Below are 15,485 nucleotides of genomic sequence, written 5' to 3'. Positions count from 1 at the left end.
GCGGCGCCGTATCCGGGCACGACGCTCTACAACCAGGCGGTGGAGAACGGCTGGCTGCAGGAGAACAAGGTGATCAACCTGGTGAGCAAGGAAGGCGTGCAGCTAGCGGCGATCGGTTATCCGCATCTGTCGCGCGAAGAGATCTATCACCACGTCGAGAGTTTCTACAAGCGCTTCTATTTCCGGCCTTCGAAGATCTGGGAGATCGTGCGCGAGATGCTGATGAGCTGGGACATGATGAAGCGGCGTCTGCGCGAAGGCGTGGAGTTCTTCCGCTTCCTGCGCGCTCACGAAGCGTAACGGGCATGTGTCCCTTCCGCCGTGTCGCGTGGACGGACCCGTCATGAAGCGCCTCGCCTGGCTCGCGTGCCCGATTGCCGTGCTGCTGGCGATCGGGCTGATCGAACTCGAAGGATCCCTGCGCGCGCTGCATCTGTTGCGCCTCGCGCTGGCGGTGCTGTGCGGCATGGGGGCGATGTTCGGCATTGCATACACGGTACTGGCCGGCGCGCTGATCGGGCGTTTCTTCGCGCGTCCCCCCTCGGAGCCCAGCAGCTATCCGCCGGTCACGATCGTCAAGCCGCTGCACGGCGACGAGTGGACCCTGCTCAGCAACCTGGCGAGCTTTTGCCAGCAGGACTATCCGGGCCCGCTGCAATTCCTGTTCGGCGTGCACGACTCGGAAGATCCGGCATTGCACACGGTTGAACAGTTGCGTCTGCTGCATCCTGATGCGCATATCACGGTGGTGGCCGATGCACGTCTGTATGGACCCAACCGCAAGATGAGCAACATCCTCAACATGTTGCCCGAGGCGCAGCATGACGTGCTGGTGTTCGCGGACAGCGACGTGAGCGTGGGGCCGGATTATCTGCGCAACGTGATCGGCGAGTTGCAGAAGCCCGGCGTGGGTCTCGTCACCTGTGTCTATCGCGGCCAGCCCGATCCGGGGTTCTGGCCGCGGCTGTCGGCCAAGGCGACCAATTACCAGTTTCTGCCGGGCGTCGTGACGGGGCTGGCGCTGGGGATGGCGCGGCCGTGCTTTGGGCAGACCATTGCGATGCGGCGCGAAACGCTCGAGAAGATCGGCGGCTTCGCGCAGTTCGTGCATCACCTGGCGGAGGATCATGCGATCGGCGAAGCGGTGCGCATGATTGGCGAGAAGGTGGTGATACCGCCGTTCACGGTGTCGCATGCCTGCGTCGAGACCAGCGCCACCAAGCTGATTGCGCACGAATTGCGCTGGAGCCGGACTATCCGCACGATCGATCCGGTCGGCCATTTTGGCTCGGCACTGATTCATCCGCTGGCCTTTGCCTTGCTGACGATCGTGTTGTCCGGCGGTGCGGCATGGGCGTGGCCGCTCGTGGCGGTGGCGCTGCTCGCGCGGCTGGCGCTGAAAGTACAATCGGATCGCGCGTTGCGGCAAGTGCGTCGCGACCTGTGGTTGTTGCCGTTCTGGGATATCGTGTCGTTTTTGATCTTCGTGGCGAGCTTCTGTTCGACACGAGTGATCTGGCGAGGCGTGAGCTTCAAGGTGGACGGCAATGGTTTGCTGTCGCCAGTTCAGGACGAGTAAGGGGTTATGCGGATTTTCTTTGCAGGCTGCGCGGGTGGGTTTCAGCGGACCTCCCGGCAACGTGGCGTATTCGTAGTACCAGTCACCGCGGTCAATGCGGTGATGCTGGGGGCGTGCAATAAGGTGGCAGCGTGATGAAGCATGTCGGTCGTCTCGCCGCGTTGCTTGGCTTGATTGCGTCGCTCTGGCTGGTGGTGCACGACAACCCGGGCGCGGTGCTCGGGCTCATGCGTGCCGCAGGCGCGGGGCTGGTGCTGGCGGGGCTCGCCCACGTACTGCCGATGCTCGCCAACGCGCGCGACTGGCAAAGCCTGATACGCGGCGCGAACCGGCCCAGCCTGGCGGGCATGTTGCAACTGGTCTGGATTCGCGAATCGGTCAACAGCATGTTGCCGGTGGCGCGCATCGGCGGCGAGGTGGTGTCGTTTCGCCTCATGCGGCGTCGCGGTCTGCGCGGCTCGACCGCGGCGGCGAGTCTGGTGGTCGATATGCAGCTCACGCTGATCAGCCAGTTGATGTTCACGCTGGTCGGCATCGGCTTTCTGTTTGCTCACGCGGCGTCGGGCACGCTACGTCTCGCTGCCGATCTGGCCTGGGGCATCGTGGCGCTCACGCCGTTGCTGGTGCTGTTCGCGCTGGTGCAGCACGCGAGCCCGTTCGAACGCATCACGCGCATGCTGAACCATGCGACGAGCGGGAAGCTGGCCGCGTTGGTGGGCCAGTCGGCACAGATCGATCAGTCGATCAAACTGATCTGGCGCCGCCGTGGCGTGGTGCTGCGCTATCTGTTCTTCTGGCAGCCGCTGCAGTGCGTGCTAACCGCGCTGGAGATCTGGCTGGCGCTGTACTTTCTCGGTGCACGCGTGAGTTTTACCGAGGCGGTGGTGATCGAGTCGCTGATTCAGGCGGTCAGTAGTGCGGCGTTTTTTGTGCCGGGCGGGCTGGGGGTGCAGGAGGGCGGCTTCATCCTGATCGGCGGCGCGCTGGGGCTCGATCCGGCGACGTGCCTTGCGCTTGCAGGGGCGCGGCGGATTCGCGATCTGCTGATCTTTGTGCCGGGGCTGTTGGCGTGGCAGATCGCGGAGTCGTCGGGGAAGGTGGGGGCGAGGGCGTTGGCGGCGGTGAGCAGCGGTGGCGTGGAGGGTGGGGAGTCGCGGGGTTGAAATCACGGGGCGTGATCCCCGCTTACTTCGACAGGGCCAGTTTGCTGCTCAGCCGCTGCATGCCGTTGAAAATGGCCTCCGCAATATCCATGGGGAAGTCTTTTGGCAGGAGGCCCGCAACCTCGTCGATGACATCTGAGGTCTGCGCAGTCAGTTCGCCGATCATCTCTTCGGTCTCTGCAGCAGAAAATCCGACGCGTTGCCCTTGGGCAATCCAGTGACGGCGCTGGATCTGGTTGATCAGATAGTGGACGTTCTTGCCACGCACCGCCATGGCCAGTTTCGCCTTTTGCACGGCAATGTGATTGGCGCCCCTGCCTATGATCGGATGAGCGGACAATACATCATAGAGCGGCGTGGATTCGTAACGGTTGGCCGGCAGGTGGGCGATGCTGAAGTTTTTTGCATGACCATCCGTGGCCGCCAGCAGCCAGAAGATCATTTGCGTCATGAAGAAGTGACGCCTGTCCGTGGCCTTGCGCTCAGACCGTTCGAGCACGTGCATGATGGCTTCAATGCCTGGGCCGCCGTCAGACTCGTACTTTTGAAGTGCAGGTGTGCCGGTTGCCTGACACATATCCTCTTGCGGCAGCCGCAAAATCCAGCTTGCGTCGCTTGATAACCTGCGGTCGAAGCGTTCGACAATGAGTACCTTCTGATCCTCGAACCTGGCGATTTCGCATTGGGCGATGGGCAGGCCATAGGCTGCGACGATTTTCGAGCAGAGCCACTCGTTTTCCACCGAGGTGCGCATGTCGGCCCGCATGTTGCCTACCAGGCCCAACGGCAACTTGAAGATATGCGTGGTTGGCGTGCTGCCCTCAGGCAGCAGCCATCGGTTACCGCTTCGGAGAAGGGCCGTTTTTTCCTGCGCGCCGGCGATGGACAGGCGCAGATCATCCACAGGTTCATGCTGGCCCAACTGGATTGCCGAGGTTGTGTCCCGCAGCAGGCGGGCGATCTCACCCTGCTTGAGTTCGCGTCCGCGGATGCTCCTGAGATCGACCGGCGCCTCGTCCAGCGGGAGCATCTGGATGGCGCCCACGCAGTCTCGGCCCAGTTTCGCGAGAAGCTGGAAAGGCTCGGTGCTACCGGTTTTGTAGCGTGTGGCAATGCGGCGGCGGATCGCCTCGCTGTCAGGAAGAAGATTGTCGAAATAATCCGCTACGACCTGGCCGCTATAAGGCTGGTTGCCCGGTGTGAAGGGCAGCGATAGGGAGAGGGGGCGCCCTTGGGGATCGTCGATCCAGTCGTCCCGATACACGAGCCGCTCGCCGCTGCGAGTGGTTTCCCAATAGCCGACCGGCAGACCATTCATCCACAGATCAAGCCGATTCATTTGCGTGCGGCGCGGCATGTTTACCAATTCTCCCTTTTCTTGTTGCTCCCTCCCGTCGTTCTGGCGCTTCGTCGGACAGTAGGCTCATTGTTGTTGCTGCTTTCCCGGGTTGTTTCAGCCCGTTTTGGGGCGCTGCTGGCACGCAATGAGGTTTCCTGCGGACTTTTCGTCTTGCCAGGCGTGACGCGTTTTGCGTGAGCGGCCGGCAAGGTCTTTGCCTTAGCACCCTTATTTTTTCGGGCTGCGACGGACATGCTTGCCGGAGGAGGCGGAGCAGTCTTGCGCGGAACGCCGCCTTTCTGTGGACGCGCAGCGGTGTAAGCCAGCGTCAGATCGACATCCAGTGCACGCAAGACCCTAAAGAGCCGCTCTACGCTGACTGCGGCCGGATTGGCCTCAAGCTGGGCGTAAGTCTGCTGCGTCACACCGAGGCGACTGGCCATCATGGCTTGCGTGAGCCCAGCAGCTTTGCGGAATCCCTGCAGAATGGGCCGTAGCTGATTAAGCGTCTTGATCGGATAATCCACCGTAGGTCTCCGGTCCGTATTCAAGCACAATACAGGTTATAGACTGTAAATGCAAATAACAGCCTATAGGCTGTATTTCGCAAATACAGGCTATAAGCTGTACGCCTTGCCGGCAGGCATGCTCGGCAAGGACAATTTCAGTGCAGCGGAACACCCGTGCAAGCACGCCTTAGTGCGTCACCCCCCGCCGCAAATCCTCCGTCGTTTCCCCTGCACCGTCCGGCCTCCAACCCGGCGGACGCAGCACATATCCGATCGCGGTCCACGGACGCTTCGACGATGCGATGTCGCGAGCGAGGCTCACCCAATGTTCGAACTGCACGACAAAGGGATTGTGCGAACGTGTCGGCGTTGTGAGGCCATAGCGGCAGGGCAGATCGTCGCGCTCGGCGACGTAGGTGCCGAACAGGCGATCGAAGATAATCAGCACACCGCCGTAATTCGCATCCAGATACTCTGCGTTCGATGCGTGATGCACGCGATGAGCCGATGGCGTGTTGAACACATATTCCAGCCAGCCTAGTTTCGGCATCCATGTGTTGTGCAGCCAGAACTGATACAGCAGATTGATCATCAACGTCGCCAGCACGACTTCGGGGCGGATGCCGAGCCAGACGAGCGGCGTGAAGAACATCGCGGTACCGGTCAGCTTTCCGGTCCAGCCAAGACGGTATGCCGAGGAGAGCGTCAGTTGATTCGGCGAATGGTGAACCGCATGGGTTGCCCAGAAGAAACGGATGCGGTGAGACGCGCGGTGATACCAGTAATAGAAGAACTCTTGCCCGACGAACAGCAACAACACCATCAACGCGCTGTTGATAGTGGCCGTATAGATGCGATGGTCCCATGCAAACGCGAAGATCGGCGCAGCCAGCGATAAGGGCAGGAGCGCAAGCAGCTTGCGGCCGACCAGGTCGGTCAACGACAGCATCACTTCATGCCAGTCGAAATGCGCGGTTTTTTTGCGGCTGAGGACCCATGCTTCGATCATCGACGCGCTGACGACAATCGCTGTAGCAAAGAGCGAAATTTTTCCTGGGGAGATCATTGTGTGCCTGTTCCGACTCGTGAGGGGACGAATCGTCTGCGGCACCGATCGCCGCCGCGTCCCATGAAACCAGTCTAGGGACGGGCACGGTTAAAAGATATGTGCGAGATATGTCGCGCAGTGTCACGGCGCGAGCGAGCGTGAACGTGCCGCACCACCGCACCGCCACGCCGTCGTTCAGGCGCCGTGCCGCATAAACAATAACAGCAGCGAGAGCGTGACGAGCGAACCCAGGGTGGACAGAAGAATAGTCCGCGATGTGATGTGCGCTTCGCGCCGATAAAACTCCGCAAGCATGAACGGACCGGTGCCGGTGGGCAGGGCAGCCAGCACGACGGCCATTTCGACCAGCATGGGCGACAGCGCAAACACACGTGCGGCGAGCCACCAGGTCAAGGCCGGTTGCAGCAGCAACTTGGTGGCGGTAAGCAGCAGTGAAGCGCCGTTTTTCGTCGCCTTGGCTTGACCCTCGCGCTTTTCTGCGAGGAACAGACCGAGGCTCACCAGCGCGCATGGGCTTGCGGCGCCGCCCAGCAGTTTCAGAAACGTCTCCGCGCTTTGCGGCAACGTGACGTGAACGCTGGCGACCAGCACGCCGACGATGGGCGAAACAATCAGCGGATTGCGCGCCAGCGAACCCACCACCTTCAACGCCAGCCGGTGAGGCGCGCGCTCGGTCTGCAGACCCACCTCGATCAGGACAATCGCGATTGCAAACAGCACGCAGGCGACGAGGATCGTAGCGATCGTGGTCGGCGTCAGGCTGACGGGTCCAAACGCGATCAGGCACAGCGGAAAGCCGATGTAGCCGGTGTTCGGATACGAGCCCGCAATCGCATCGACGCTGGCGTCGGCCAGGGTCCGGCCGCCCAGCAGACGCACGGCGAGAATCAGCAAGAATATCCCGGCGCAGGCCAGCGCGAAGGTCGCGACAAACGCCGGCTGATACAACTGACGCCAGGTGGCGTGGGCCATGATGTCGAACAGCAGCGCGGGCAGCGCGAGCCAGACGACGAAGCGGTTCAGTTCCGACGCGGCCGTAGGCCCCAGCAGGCCGCGCTTGCGGCACACGAAACCCGCGAAAATCAGGCCGAATACGGGGAGCAGAATCTCGAGGGTCGATAACATCAGTGAGGCAGGCCAACAGGCTGAGAAAAGACGATTCGCCAGAGTAGTGGTTCGCGTTGATACAATCAAATACCGTTTCGAGTGCCCAACAATACCTTTTTTGCATCGTGATCGACGTCAAACCGCTACGCTACTTCGTGACGCTGGCCGAGACCCGCCATTTCGGCCGGGCCGCGGCGCGGCTCAACCTGTCGCAACCGCCGTTGAGTCGCCAACTGGTGGCGCTGGAGGCGAGTCTCGGCGTCACGCTGATCGAGCGCAGTCCGCGCAGCGTCACGCTGACGGCGGCCGGCGAGCGGTTCTACGTCGACGCCAAGGCGATTCTCAGCGCAATCGAACAGGCCGCGCGTAATGCCCAGGCGGCCGCGCACGGCGACACGGGGACGCTGGCGATCGGCTTCACGATGTGTGCCGCGTACAGCGTGGTGCCCAGTTACGCGCGGACTTTCGGTTCGGCATATCCGGAAGTGGCGCTCAATCTGCGCGAGGTGGTGTCGAACGATCTTGCTGCGCAGGTGCTGGCCGGCCAGATCGACGCGGCAATCATGTTTCCGGGCGCGCCGAACAGGAGCCTCGCCATGCGCACGATTGTCAGCGAGCCGCTGTGTGTGGCGCTGTCGCGGACTCATCCACGAGCGCGGGCGCGGCAACTGAAGATTGCGCAACTGGCGGGGGAGTCGTTTGTGCTGGCGTCGGAGGAAGCGGCGCCCACCTTGCGCGCCACCATCCTCGAGCATTGCCGCTCGGGGGGCTTCGAGCCGGATATCCGTTTCGAGGTGCAACTGCAGCAGACGGTACTCAGTCTGGTCGACGAGGGTGTCGGTGTTGCGCTCGTGCCGGCTTCGATGCGCAAGGCGCAGCTTGCAGGCGTGGTGTTCCGGCCGCTGGCCGATGCACCGACGATCGAGCAGGTGCTGGTGTGGTCGCCGGTGAATCGCAATCCGTGTTTGGAGCGGTTTTTGGAGCTGGCGTAGAGCGAGTGCGAAGTTCGGTACTTGCATGGCATTGCCTAACGCATTGCCCAAAATCTGCGATCATCCCAACCACCTTCAACCCCATTTCCCGCACCATGGCCCAGTCCAGCACGTTCCTCGAAACTGATCGTCTGACCATGCGTCCTCATGTCATCGAGGATTTCGACGACAGCTTTGCGATGTGGTCCGATCCGGAGGTGATTCGCTTTATCGGCGGCCAGCCGTCTACCCGCGAAGAGGTTTGGGCGCGTCTGTTGCGCTACGTCGGGCATTGGGCGCTGCTGGACTTCGGCTATTGGGTGGTGCGTGAAAAGGAGAGCGGCCGCTTTGTCGGCGAAGTGGGCTTCGCCAATTTCCGGCGTCAGATCGAGCCGCCGCTCGACGACATGCCCGAGATCGGCTGGGCGCTGACGCCCGCGGCCCACGGGCGCGGCTACGCAACCGAGGCGGTGCGCGCGGCGCTACGCTGGGCCGATGCAGAATGGCCCGCCACCCACACTGCTTGCATCATTGCGCCGGAGAACACAGCGTCCCTGCGGGTAGCGCAAAAGTGCGGTTACGTAGAGTGGGTTCGCGGCGTCTACAAGGGCAAGCCGACTATCCAGTTTCGCCGCGCCGCCGCGCCGGCCTGACACGAGTACGAGGCGCGGTAGCCCCGGTCCGGTTGACGGACAGCAGGCCGCACTAAGTAACCAGGCGCCAGATAGCCGGCGTTCGGAAGCAAGCGCAAAGCCAGCGGCGATTTCAGCCGCCAGCCTTCGCCTTCGCTTCGACCTCCGCCGCCAGCGCTTGCCGTTGCGCGATCAGATCGCCCAACCGCTCGCGCTGATTGCCCTGCGCGTCGAAATTGCGCTCGTCGAGCCACTGCGCGAAGCCGTCGCGCACCGCAGGGTATTCGCTGTCGATGACCGAAAACCATGCGGTATCCCGGTTACGTCCACGTGTGACGATCGCCTGGCGAAAGATCCCTTCGAACTTGAAGCCATACCGCAGCGCAGCCGCCCGTGACGGCCCATTGAGGGAGTCGCATTTCCATTCGAAGCGCCGGTAGCCCAGATCCTCGAACACGTATTTCATCAGCAGCCCCATTGCATCAGTCGCGATGCGGGTCCTTTTCAGACGCGGCGAATAGGTCACGTGACCCACTTCGATCACGCCATTAGGCGCATCGATGCGCATCAAGGCCAGCGTGCCGACGGCCTTGCCCGTAGCCAGGTCGATCACCGCGTGGTGCATCGGATCGGTTAGCGTTGCCGCTTTGGTCAGATGTTCCCGATACGCTTCGAGGCTCTCGAACGGCCCTACCGCCAGATAGGTCCAGTCGCGACCGTCCTCGGCGGTGCGATAGGCCTCGTACAGGTCTTCGACATGGCGCTCGACGTCCACCCGCTCGATCCGGCAATAGCGCCCGACGAGCGGCTCGCGCCCCGGCAGTTGTGCGCCTTTCCAGTCCGGCACCGGTAAGCCGATCGGCTGCATGTATTCGTTGAGACGTTGTGCCACGTTCCTCTCCTTGCTTGCTTGCTTGTTTGTTGCCCGATGACCCGCTGAAGGGCCGCGCAACGGCGTTGATCAGCTCTTGCCTGAGTTGCATTCAACAGAGACGATACGGCAAACGTGGTATGTTAAAAAGATCCAGAGAACCACCATTTGATAGGTCCAGCGACGATGATCGAGATCATAGGGCCGTTGTCTCACGGCGCGCTCACGCCGGCCGGCAAGCCGGTGCCGCTGCAGAAGCAACTGATCGAGCGTCTGCAGCAGGCGATTCTGGCCGGCCGTCTGCCGGCGGGCGCGTTGTTGCCGTCGTCGCGGCTGCTCGCGGCGGAGCTCGGCGTGTCGCGCAACACGGTGGTCATCGCCTACGACCATTTGCTTGCCGAAGGCTATGTGCTGGCCGACCGCAGGGGCACCCGGGTGAGCTCGCTCTCGAGCGCCGCGTCCCACGCCGACACGCATCAGGACCCGGCGCCGGCCGAGATCGCGTACGCGGCGCGGCTCATGCGCTTCGCCGCCACTCGCACGCAGTTCGATATGACCTCGGTGATGACACCGGGCAGCCCGGCGCTGGAACGCTTTCCGCTGAGCGCCTGGCGCCGCTCGCTGGAACGGGCCATGGAGCAAGGCTTGCCTCAGTTGCTTGGCTACGGCGAGCCGGCGGGCGAGCCGGCTTTGCGCGACGCCATCGCCGCGCATCTGCGGATGGCGCGCGGGGTACGCTGCGACGGCTCTCAGGTGGTGATTACCGAGGGTGCCCAGGAGGCGCTAAACCTGTGTGTGAGCCTGCTCACCAACCCCGGCGATACCGCGTGGGTCGAAGATCCGGGTTATCGCGGCGCCAAAGCCGCTTTCAACCTGGGCGATCTGAAGACCGTGCCGATGCGGGTCGATCATGAGGGCATGGTCGTGCCGCCGGATGCCTGGCGTGTCAGCCCGCCCAAGCTGATCTATACGTCGCCCGCGCACCAGTATCCCACTGGCGCGGTACTCTCCGTGGCGCGGCGGCTCGATCTCATTGCGCAGGCGCGACGCATCGGCGCCTGGTTGATCGAGGATGACTACGACGGCGAGTTTCGTCACACGGGCGAGCCGATTGCCAGCATGCAGGGGCTCGTGCCCGATGCTCCGGTGCTGTATGTGGGGTCGTTCAGCAAGACGATGTTTCCGGCGCTGCGCATCGGCTTTGTGGTGCTGCCGCGCAGCATGGCGGAGCCTACGCGCATCGCGCTGCAAGAGATGCTGCGCGGCGGCCACCGGCTCGAGCAAACGGCGTTGGCAAACTTTATCGAAGCGGGCGAATTTGGCCGTCACCTTGGGCGCATGCGGCGGCTCTATCGCGAGCGGCAGCAGGCGTTGCGCGAGGCGCTGGCCGGATACTTCGAAGCGGCACAGATTCTCGGCGGCAATTGCGGCATGCATCTGACGCTTCGCTTGCCGCCGCGTATTTCGGACCGCACGGTCGTCGATCTGGCGCAGCAGCAGCGGCTCAATCCGCGTGCGCTCTCCAGCTTCGCGCTGCAACCGTGCGATGAGGACAACGGCCTCGTGATCGGCTACGGCAACACGCCTGCCGAGCAGATTGCGGATGCGGTCGGCGCGCTCGCGCAGTGTGTGAGCAAAGTGGCGGGTGGCGCGCGCCGCATGCTGCATCGACATACCGTGTAAGTCTTACTCTCGCTGCAACAGAGGGTGACGGCTCCTTACCTCGTCACACGCGCATCGCGCGCGTCGATGCAACAGCCGGCCACCGATGCCCTTCGCCCGCGCTGAATACGCGCGGGCCTTCGCGTCATGTTGACGGCGCTCAGCCTCAGCGTCGGGCATGAAGAATGCCTTCTGTTCACTCGTGACGATCTTTCGACCAGAGAGGACATGATGGACATTCGACCGACCGCGTGGTTTCCGCTGGACCGTTACGCCCCTGTCCGTGACGGCTGGTATGAAGTTCAGCTTGTGAGCGGCGAGACCGCGTTTGCGAAGTTCGGTGATAAAGAGTGGAGTGAAAAGCCGCTGCTGGTGTTCACGCATTGGCGAGGGCTCTCTGCCGATCCGGCCCGCTCCGGCGAGAGCGAAACCTTCAGCGCCGAAGCGACCGCGGCCGAAGGCGTTCGTGCGGCGTGGAATGCGTTTTTCCCAGGGCTCGGCGAAGAGCAGCACAAACCGTTGGATGTGGCGCATAGCGAGAAGAGCTAGCGCGGATGCGCGGGCAAGGGCTGCCGCGCGCGACTCGCCAATTTGCGCAGCAAGACCACCGCCGCACGGCGGCGCGTCTCAGGCATCGTGGGTGAGTTCTCCCAACCTGCCTTCGATGCCCAATTGTTCTTTCAACCACACCCAGCCGTGCGGCGTCACCTGCACCGCGCGTGTGGCCTTGACCCGCCGCAGCCAGCCGTTGGTGCACAGCAGGCTCATCCATTGCACACCGAGCGGTCCCGCCAGATGATGCTGCCGCTCCGACCAGTCCAGACACTGGCGCGCAAGGCCGCGCCGGGTGGGCTGCAACGCCGGCACATTCAGGCCCATCCTGCCGAACCATTCGATCCCCTCTGACGTGACCTCGAATTGCTTGTCCGCCGCTGCAACGATCACCCCACGCCGCTCCAGCGCCTGGGTCATCGCCACGCCGAGTTGCCCGGCCAGATGGTCGTAGCAGCAGCGCGCAAAGCGCAGTTTCTGCGCGTCGCCGCTGAGCGGCCTGGTACGAGGGCGGCTCAATGGCGTGATCGAGGCGAGGTTTTCCAGCAGCAATGCTACGTGCGACCCGCCTAACCGGTAATAGCGGTGACGGCCCTGCGCTTCCACTTCGACGAGGCCACCGGCCAGCAGCTTCGCCAGATGTGTACTGGCCGTCTGGGCAGTCACGCCGGCCGCGTAGGCGAGCTCGCCGGCGGGTAGTGCGTGTCCGTCGACCAGCGCCATCAGCATGCTGGCGCGGGCCGGATCGGAGATCAGGAAGGCGGTGGATGCGATATTCGGGTGAGGGCACATGGTCGGTTCTCCTGCGATGCTCCCATCATAGGCGTTCACGCGGTCTGTATGCTTCGATGCGCGTCGAAACGTGGCGGCCGCTCGAAGAGGCAGGTGTTACACGGAATGCGCAGCCGCCCGGCGGCCTGAACGCGGCTCGCACGACCCGGTCGCGGCCTGGCTAGAATGCCATGTGGCGTGGCCGGGATGCCTGGGCAGACCGCACGAATCGATACACCGTCGGCACGATGAAGGAACGTATGAAAGGCACCAGAGAAGCAGTGGAATTGTCGCGGGCGACCCAGTTACTGAATCACGGTCCGGTCACCGTCATCACCAGTGCGCATGCAGGGCGCACGAACGTCATGGCGGCTTCGTGGGCGATGCCGCTGGATTTCAACCCACCCAAGGTCGTGGTGGTGGTCGACAGCCGCACGCTCACGCGGCAACTGATCGAAGCCAGCGGCGTGTTCGGCCTGCAATTGCCGAGCCGCGCATTCGCGAGGCAAACGCTTGCGGTCGGTACGACGCCGGGCGCCGATCTCGACAAGTTCGCTGCCTTCGGCCTGGAGACGTTTGCAGGGCAGCGCATCGATGTGCCGATGCTGGCCGGTTGCATCACGTGGCTCGAATGCAAGGTGATTCCCGACGATAGCCAGCGCCACGATCTGATCATCGGCGAAGTGGTGGCCGCGTATGCGGATAGCCGGGTCTATTCGAAGAACCGCTGGCACTTCGGCGACGACCCGGAATTGCGTACCTGTCATTACGTGGCCGGTGGGACGTTTTTTGCCACCGGTGAAGCGTTTGAGGTTGAGCCGGCGTTGAAGGGTGGCGAGGAAATTCCCGCAGGCATCGATTGACGTAGCGTCATCAAATCGTTTAATGTCGATCCATGGACCTCTATTCGCTTTCCTTCGCGGCTGTCACCACCACGACGACCACCCTCATGGGCGGGTCGTCTGGAGGTTGCGCGCGCTAAAGCAAGAAGCTGCTGCAAACCCCCAAGGGCCCCGCCGGAGACGGACGGGGCCCTTGGCGTTTACGGCCCTCCGTCGTTGGCTCATATCAAACGGAGCGTACTGTGAACGACATCGATCATCGTGTTTTAGGTAACAAGCTGGACCTTTTCCACCAGCAGGAGGAAGGTCCCGGCATGGTTTTCTGGCATCCGCGCGGCTGGGAGCTGTATCGCGTGCTGGAAGACTATATTCGCCAGCGGATGCGGCGCGCGGGCTTCCGCGAAATCCGCACGCCGCAACTGCTCGCCCGCTCCATCTGGGAGCGCAGCGGTCATTGGGAGAAATTTGGCGCCCACATGTATTCGTTGTCCGAAGGACAGGGTTCGGGCGGCGCGAGCGAAGCGCGCGATGCGGATGGTGCGTCCGAGGCCCGCGCGCTGTGTCTCAAGCCCATGAGCTGCCCCTGCCACGTGCAGGTGTTCAATCAGCGCGTGCGTTCGTACCGCGAGTTGCCGGTGCGTTATAGCGAGTTCGGCGCCTGTCATCGCGATGAGCCTTCCGGTTCGCTAGAGGGCCTCAAGCGCACGCGCGCGTTCGTGCAGGACGATGCGCATGTCTTTTGCACGGAGGCGCAGATCGAGCTCGAAGTCGGACGCTTTTGCGATCTGCTGCGTAACGTCTACGCCGACCTCGGCTTTCCCGCTTTCTCCGTCGCCCTGGCGACGCGCCCCGCGTTGCGGGCAGGCGCCGACGAGGTTTGGGATCGTGCCGAAGCGGCGTTGGCCCAAGCCGCGCTGGCGGCCGGACTGCAGTTCGACGTGCGCGAGGGCGAGGGTGCGTTCTACGGTCCCAAGCTGGAATTTCATCTGCTCGATAGCCGGGGACGTAGTTGGCAGTGCGGCACGATTCAGCTCGATTTCGTCTTGCCCGAGCGGCTTGACGCGCTCTACGTCAACGAGCGCAACGAGCGCGAGCGGCCAGTGATGATCCATCACGCTGTGCTGGGCAGCATGGAGCGTTTCATCGCCATGCTGCTCGAGCATCACGAAGGCTGGCTACCGTTGTGGCTCGCGCCGGAGCAGGTTGCCGTGGCGACGATCAACGACGCCAGCGCGGCGTATGCCGCGCAGGTGGTGCAGGCGCTTGAAGACGCAGGCGTCAGGGTCGTGCTCGACGATCGCCCGGAGCGGCTGGAGAAGAAAATCGTCGATGCGCGCGAGAAGCAGGTGCCTGTCTTCGTCGCGGTCGGGCCGCGCGATGAACGCGACCAGACGATCAGCATCCGCGAACGGAACGGGCACCAGGTTGTGCTGGCGCTTGCCGAGGGCGTCGAGCGGTTGCGGATCGCCGCGCTCCGTCAAGGCGCCATCACGTCTTGAGCGGCAGCCAGATCTCGAAGCCGCCCATGCCTGTGACGGGGTCGAACTGCTCGCTGTAGCGCTCGAAGTTCGGCGCGTCGGCGGGCGTATGCCCCGATTCCGGCAGCCATTGATTCCAGATGGTGTTCCAACTGCGCCGAATCACGGCGATATGCTCATGGTGCGCGAAGACGGCATAGCGCTGCTCGGGCACCCGCACATGGCTCAACCCGGCAGGCAGGCTGGAGAAGTCGCTGACTTCGACACCGCATAGATAGTCGAAATTGCCGCTGTCGTCGGCGTTATAGCAGATGCCGTAGGCGACGTTGCCGATCTGTCCGGGCACTTTGCCGAAGTATTCGTTAAAGCGCTGCCACTGGGCGGGAATGGCCGCGCTGGTATCGCAGGTGTAGCGTTCGGCGAGGCCCGCGACGAGCAGCGGCTTGCCGTTCTCGAAGCGAGGCGGCGGAAGGTTGGTAAGAACGGTTTCATCCATTTTGATCGGCTCCACGAGGGGGATGTTGTCGAGATGTCCCTGCGCGCGCAACGCCTCGGGCGTGAGCCCGAACTGCTCGCGAAACGCGCGCGTGAATGCCTCATGAGAGCCGTATCCCGCTTCCATGGCTACTGCCAGAATATCGGGTGCACCGCCTGCCAGACGCCGCGCCGCTTCGGTCAGGCGTCGTGCCCGCACGTAACGCATCACCGAGCGGCCCGTTGCCGCTTCGAAGGCACGCGACAGGTGGTAGCGCGAAACGCAGCCGCCGCTCGCGATGTCGTCGAGTGTCAACTCGCGCGAATAGTGGCTTTCGATAAACCAGAGCGCTTTTTTGACGGGGTTCATACCAGCTCTCGTGTCAGCATGAAGCCAGCATAGCGAGTGGCGCGGTAGCTGATTTGATCGGGCTTGCGCATTTTGGATCGGCGCGGCGACCTACCC

15 protein-coding genes and 1 pseudogene are annotated in these 15,485 nt (G+C 63.1%); 9 read left to right on the top strand and 7 right to left on the bottom strand.

What is annotated here, in order from left to right:
* The 3 genes and pseudogenes from P3T42_RS34740 to P3T42_RS34730 all read left to right on the top strand — a co-directional run.
* Positions 1 to 300 (top strand): annotated as a pseudogene (locus tag P3T42_RS34740) (hopanoid biosynthesis associated radical SAM protein HpnJ); the annotation flags it as partial.
* Between the two features lie 43 nt (positions 301 to 343).
* Positions 344 to 1,579 (top strand): bacteriohopanetetrol glucosamine biosynthesis glycosyltransferase HpnI, encoded by a 1,236-nt coding sequence (gene hpnI / locus P3T42_RS34735; RefSeq protein ID WP_171991562.1) that lies wholly within the window; start codon positions 344 to 346, stop codon positions 1,577 to 1,579.
* Positions 1,580 to 1,713: 134 nt separating this feature from the next.
* On the top strand, positions 1,714 to 2,742 hold the full coding sequence (locus P3T42_RS34730) for a lysylphosphatidylglycerol synthase domain-containing protein (protein WP_429308548.1): 1,029 nt from the start codon (positions 1,714 to 1,716) through the stop codon (positions 2,740 to 2,742).
* Between the two features lie 22 nt (positions 2,743 to 2,764).
* Here the strand turns inward: P3T42_RS34730 and P3T42_RS34725 are convergent, their stop codons facing one another.
* The 4 genes from P3T42_RS34725 to P3T42_RS34710 all read right to left on the bottom strand — a co-directional run bounded on the left by P3T42_RS34725 (position 2,765) and on the right by P3T42_RS34710 (position 6,784).
* Positions 2,765 to 4,099, bottom strand: coding sequence for a type II toxin-antitoxin system HipA family toxin (locus P3T42_RS34725; RefSeq protein WP_429308547.1), 1,335 nt, complete (start codon positions 4,097 to 4,099; stop codon positions 2,765 to 2,767).
* A gap of 2 nt (positions 4,100 to 4,101) precedes the next feature.
* On the bottom strand, positions 4,102 to 4,608 hold the full coding sequence (locus tag P3T42_RS34720) for a helix-turn-helix transcriptional regulator (RefSeq protein ID WP_429308546.1): 507 nt from the start codon (positions 4,606 to 4,608) through the stop codon (positions 4,102 to 4,104).
* A gap of 169 nt (positions 4,609 to 4,777) precedes the next feature.
* On the bottom strand, positions 4,778 to 5,656 hold the full coding sequence (locus P3T42_RS34715; RefSeq protein ID WP_429308545.1) for a sterol desaturase family protein: 879 nt from the start codon (positions 5,654 to 5,656) through the stop codon (positions 4,778 to 4,780).
* Positions 5,657 to 5,833: 177 nt separating this feature from the next.
* The gene (locus P3T42_RS34710; RefSeq protein WP_429308544.1) at positions 5,834 to 6,784 is read right to left on the bottom strand and encodes an AEC family transporter; all 951 of its coding nucleotides are present in this window, start codon (positions 6,782 to 6,784) and stop codon (positions 5,834 to 5,836) included.
* A gap of 107 nt (positions 6,785 to 6,891) precedes the next feature.
* On the opposite strand from P3T42_RS34710, the gene P3T42_RS34705 reads away from it, so the two are divergent.
* Together P3T42_RS34705 and P3T42_RS34700 are read left to right on the top strand one after the other, a co-directional pair.
* On the top strand, positions 6,892 to 7,758 hold the full coding sequence (locus P3T42_RS34705) for a LysR family transcriptional regulator (RefSeq protein ID WP_429308543.1): 867 nt from the start codon (positions 6,892 to 6,894) through the stop codon (positions 7,756 to 7,758).
* Positions 7,759 to 7,895: 137 nt separating this feature from the next.
* Positions 7,896 to 8,390 (top strand): GNAT family N-acetyltransferase, encoded by a 495-nt coding sequence (locus tag P3T42_RS34700; protein ID WP_429308542.1) that lies wholly within the window; start codon positions 7,896 to 7,898, stop codon positions 8,388 to 8,390.
* Positions 8,391 to 8,502: 112 nt separating this feature from the next.
* Here P3T42_RS34700 and P3T42_RS34695 read toward each other — a convergent pair whose 3' ends face one another.
* Positions 8,503 to 9,237: a GNAT family N-acetyltransferase gene (locus tag P3T42_RS34695; RefSeq protein ID WP_429308549.1), complete on the bottom strand. Its 735-nt coding sequence runs from the start codon at positions 9,235 to 9,237 to the stop codon at positions 8,503 to 8,505.
* 189 nt (positions 9,238 to 9,426) lie between these two features.
* Between P3T42_RS34695 and P3T42_RS34690 the strand changes: the two genes are divergently transcribed.
* Both P3T42_RS34690 and P3T42_RS34685 read left to right on the top strand, forming a co-directional pair.
* The gene (locus P3T42_RS34690) at positions 9,427 to 10,923 is read left to right on the top strand and encodes a PLP-dependent aminotransferase family protein (protein WP_429308541.1); all 1,497 of its coding nucleotides are present in this window, start codon (positions 9,427 to 9,429) and stop codon (positions 10,921 to 10,923) included.
* A 207-nt stretch (positions 10,924 to 11,130) separates the two neighbouring features.
* Positions 11,131 to 11,451 carry a hypothetical protein gene (locus tag P3T42_RS34685; protein ID WP_171991669.1) on the top strand — a complete coding sequence of 107 codons (321 nt, stop codon included), beginning with the start codon at positions 11,131 to 11,133 and terminating at the stop codon, positions 11,449 to 11,451.
* A 78-nt stretch (positions 11,452 to 11,529) separates the two neighbouring features.
* Here P3T42_RS34685 and P3T42_RS34680 read toward each other — a convergent pair whose 3' ends face one another.
* Positions 11,530 to 12,246, bottom strand: a complete 717-nt coding sequence (locus tag P3T42_RS34680; protein ID WP_429308540.1) for an ArsR/SmtB family transcription factor — start codon at positions 12,244 to 12,246, stop codon at positions 11,530 to 11,532.
* A gap of 239 nt (positions 12,247 to 12,485) precedes the next feature.
* Here P3T42_RS34680 and P3T42_RS34675 point away from each other — a divergent pair, with 239 nt between their 5' ends.
* Both P3T42_RS34675 and thrS read left to right on the top strand, forming a co-directional pair.
* On the top strand, positions 12,486 to 13,088 hold the full coding sequence (locus P3T42_RS34675) for a flavin reductase family protein (protein ID WP_074297615.1): 603 nt from the start codon (positions 12,486 to 12,488) through the stop codon (positions 13,086 to 13,088).
* A gap of 221 nt (positions 13,089 to 13,309) precedes the next feature.
* Entirely contained in the window at positions 13,310 to 14,566 is a 1,257-nt protein-coding gene (gene thrS / locus P3T42_RS34670; RefSeq protein ID WP_429308539.1) for a threonine--tRNA ligase, read from the top strand.
* Here thrS and P3T42_RS34665 read toward each other — a convergent pair.
* The gene (locus P3T42_RS34665) at positions 14,556 to 15,389 is read right to left on the bottom strand and encodes an AraC family transcriptional regulator (RefSeq protein ID WP_074296884.1); all 834 of its coding nucleotides are present in this window, start codon (positions 15,387 to 15,389) and stop codon (positions 14,556 to 14,558) included. The genes thrS and P3T42_RS34665 overlap by 11 nt on opposite strands.
* Between the last annotated feature and the right edge of the window lie 96 nt (positions 15,390 to 15,485).

Origin of the sequence: Paraburkholderia sp. GAS38 (assembly GCF_050434965.1) — a bacterium.
Classification (GTDB): domain Bacteria; phylum Pseudomonadota; class Gammaproteobacteria; order Burkholderiales; family Burkholderiaceae; genus Paraburkholderia; species Paraburkholderia phenazinium_A.
The sequence above is the reverse complement of the archived record's forward strand: the minus strand, read 5'-3'. Positions and strand labels throughout refer to the sequence as shown.

Excerpts from the sequence above, each read along its gene's own strand:
- hpnI (WP_171991562.1), top strand. The coding sequence starts at position 344 with ATGAAGCGCCTCGCCTGGCTCGCGTGCCCGATTGCCGTGCTGCTGGCG.
- P3T42_RS34730 (WP_429308548.1), top strand. The coding sequence starts at position 1,714 with ATGAAGCATGTCGGTCGTCTCGCCGCGTTGCTTGGCTTGATTGCGTCG.
- P3T42_RS34725 (WP_429308547.1), bottom strand. The coding sequence starts at position 4,099 with ATGCCGCGCCGCACGCAAATGAATCGGCTTGATCTGTGGATGAATGGT.
- P3T42_RS34715 (WP_429308545.1), bottom strand. The coding sequence starts at position 5,656 with ATGATCTCCCCAGGAAAAATTTCGCTCTTTGCTACAGCGATTGTCGTC.
- P3T42_RS34710 (WP_429308544.1), bottom strand. The coding sequence starts at position 6,784 with ATGTTATCGACCCTCGAGATTCTGCTCCCCGTATTCGGCCTGATTTTC.
- P3T42_RS34700 (WP_429308542.1), top strand. The coding sequence starts at position 7,896 with ATGCGTCCTCATGTCATCGAGGATTTCGACGACAGCTTTGCGATGTGG.
- P3T42_RS34695 (WP_429308549.1), bottom strand. The coding sequence starts at position 9,237 with ATGCAGCCGATCGGCTTACCGGTGCCGGACTGGAAAGGCGCACAACTG.
- P3T42_RS34690 (WP_429308541.1), top strand. The coding sequence starts at position 9,427 with ATGATCGAGATCATAGGGCCGTTGTCTCACGGCGCGCTCACGCCGGCC.
- P3T42_RS34685 (WP_171991669.1), top strand. The coding sequence starts at position 11,131 with ATGATGGACATTCGACCGACCGCGTGGTTTCCGCTGGACCGTTACGCC.
- P3T42_RS34680 (WP_429308540.1), bottom strand. The coding sequence starts at position 12,246 with ATGTGCCCTCACCCGAATATCGCATCCACCGCCTTCCTGATCTCCGAT.
- P3T42_RS34675 (WP_074297615.1), top strand. The coding sequence starts at position 12,486 with ATGAAAGGCACCAGAGAAGCAGTGGAATTGTCGCGGGCGACCCAGTTA.
- P3T42_RS34665 (WP_074296884.1), bottom strand. The coding sequence starts at position 15,389 with ATGAACCCCGTCAAAAAAGCGCTCTGGTTTATCGAAAGCCACTATTCG.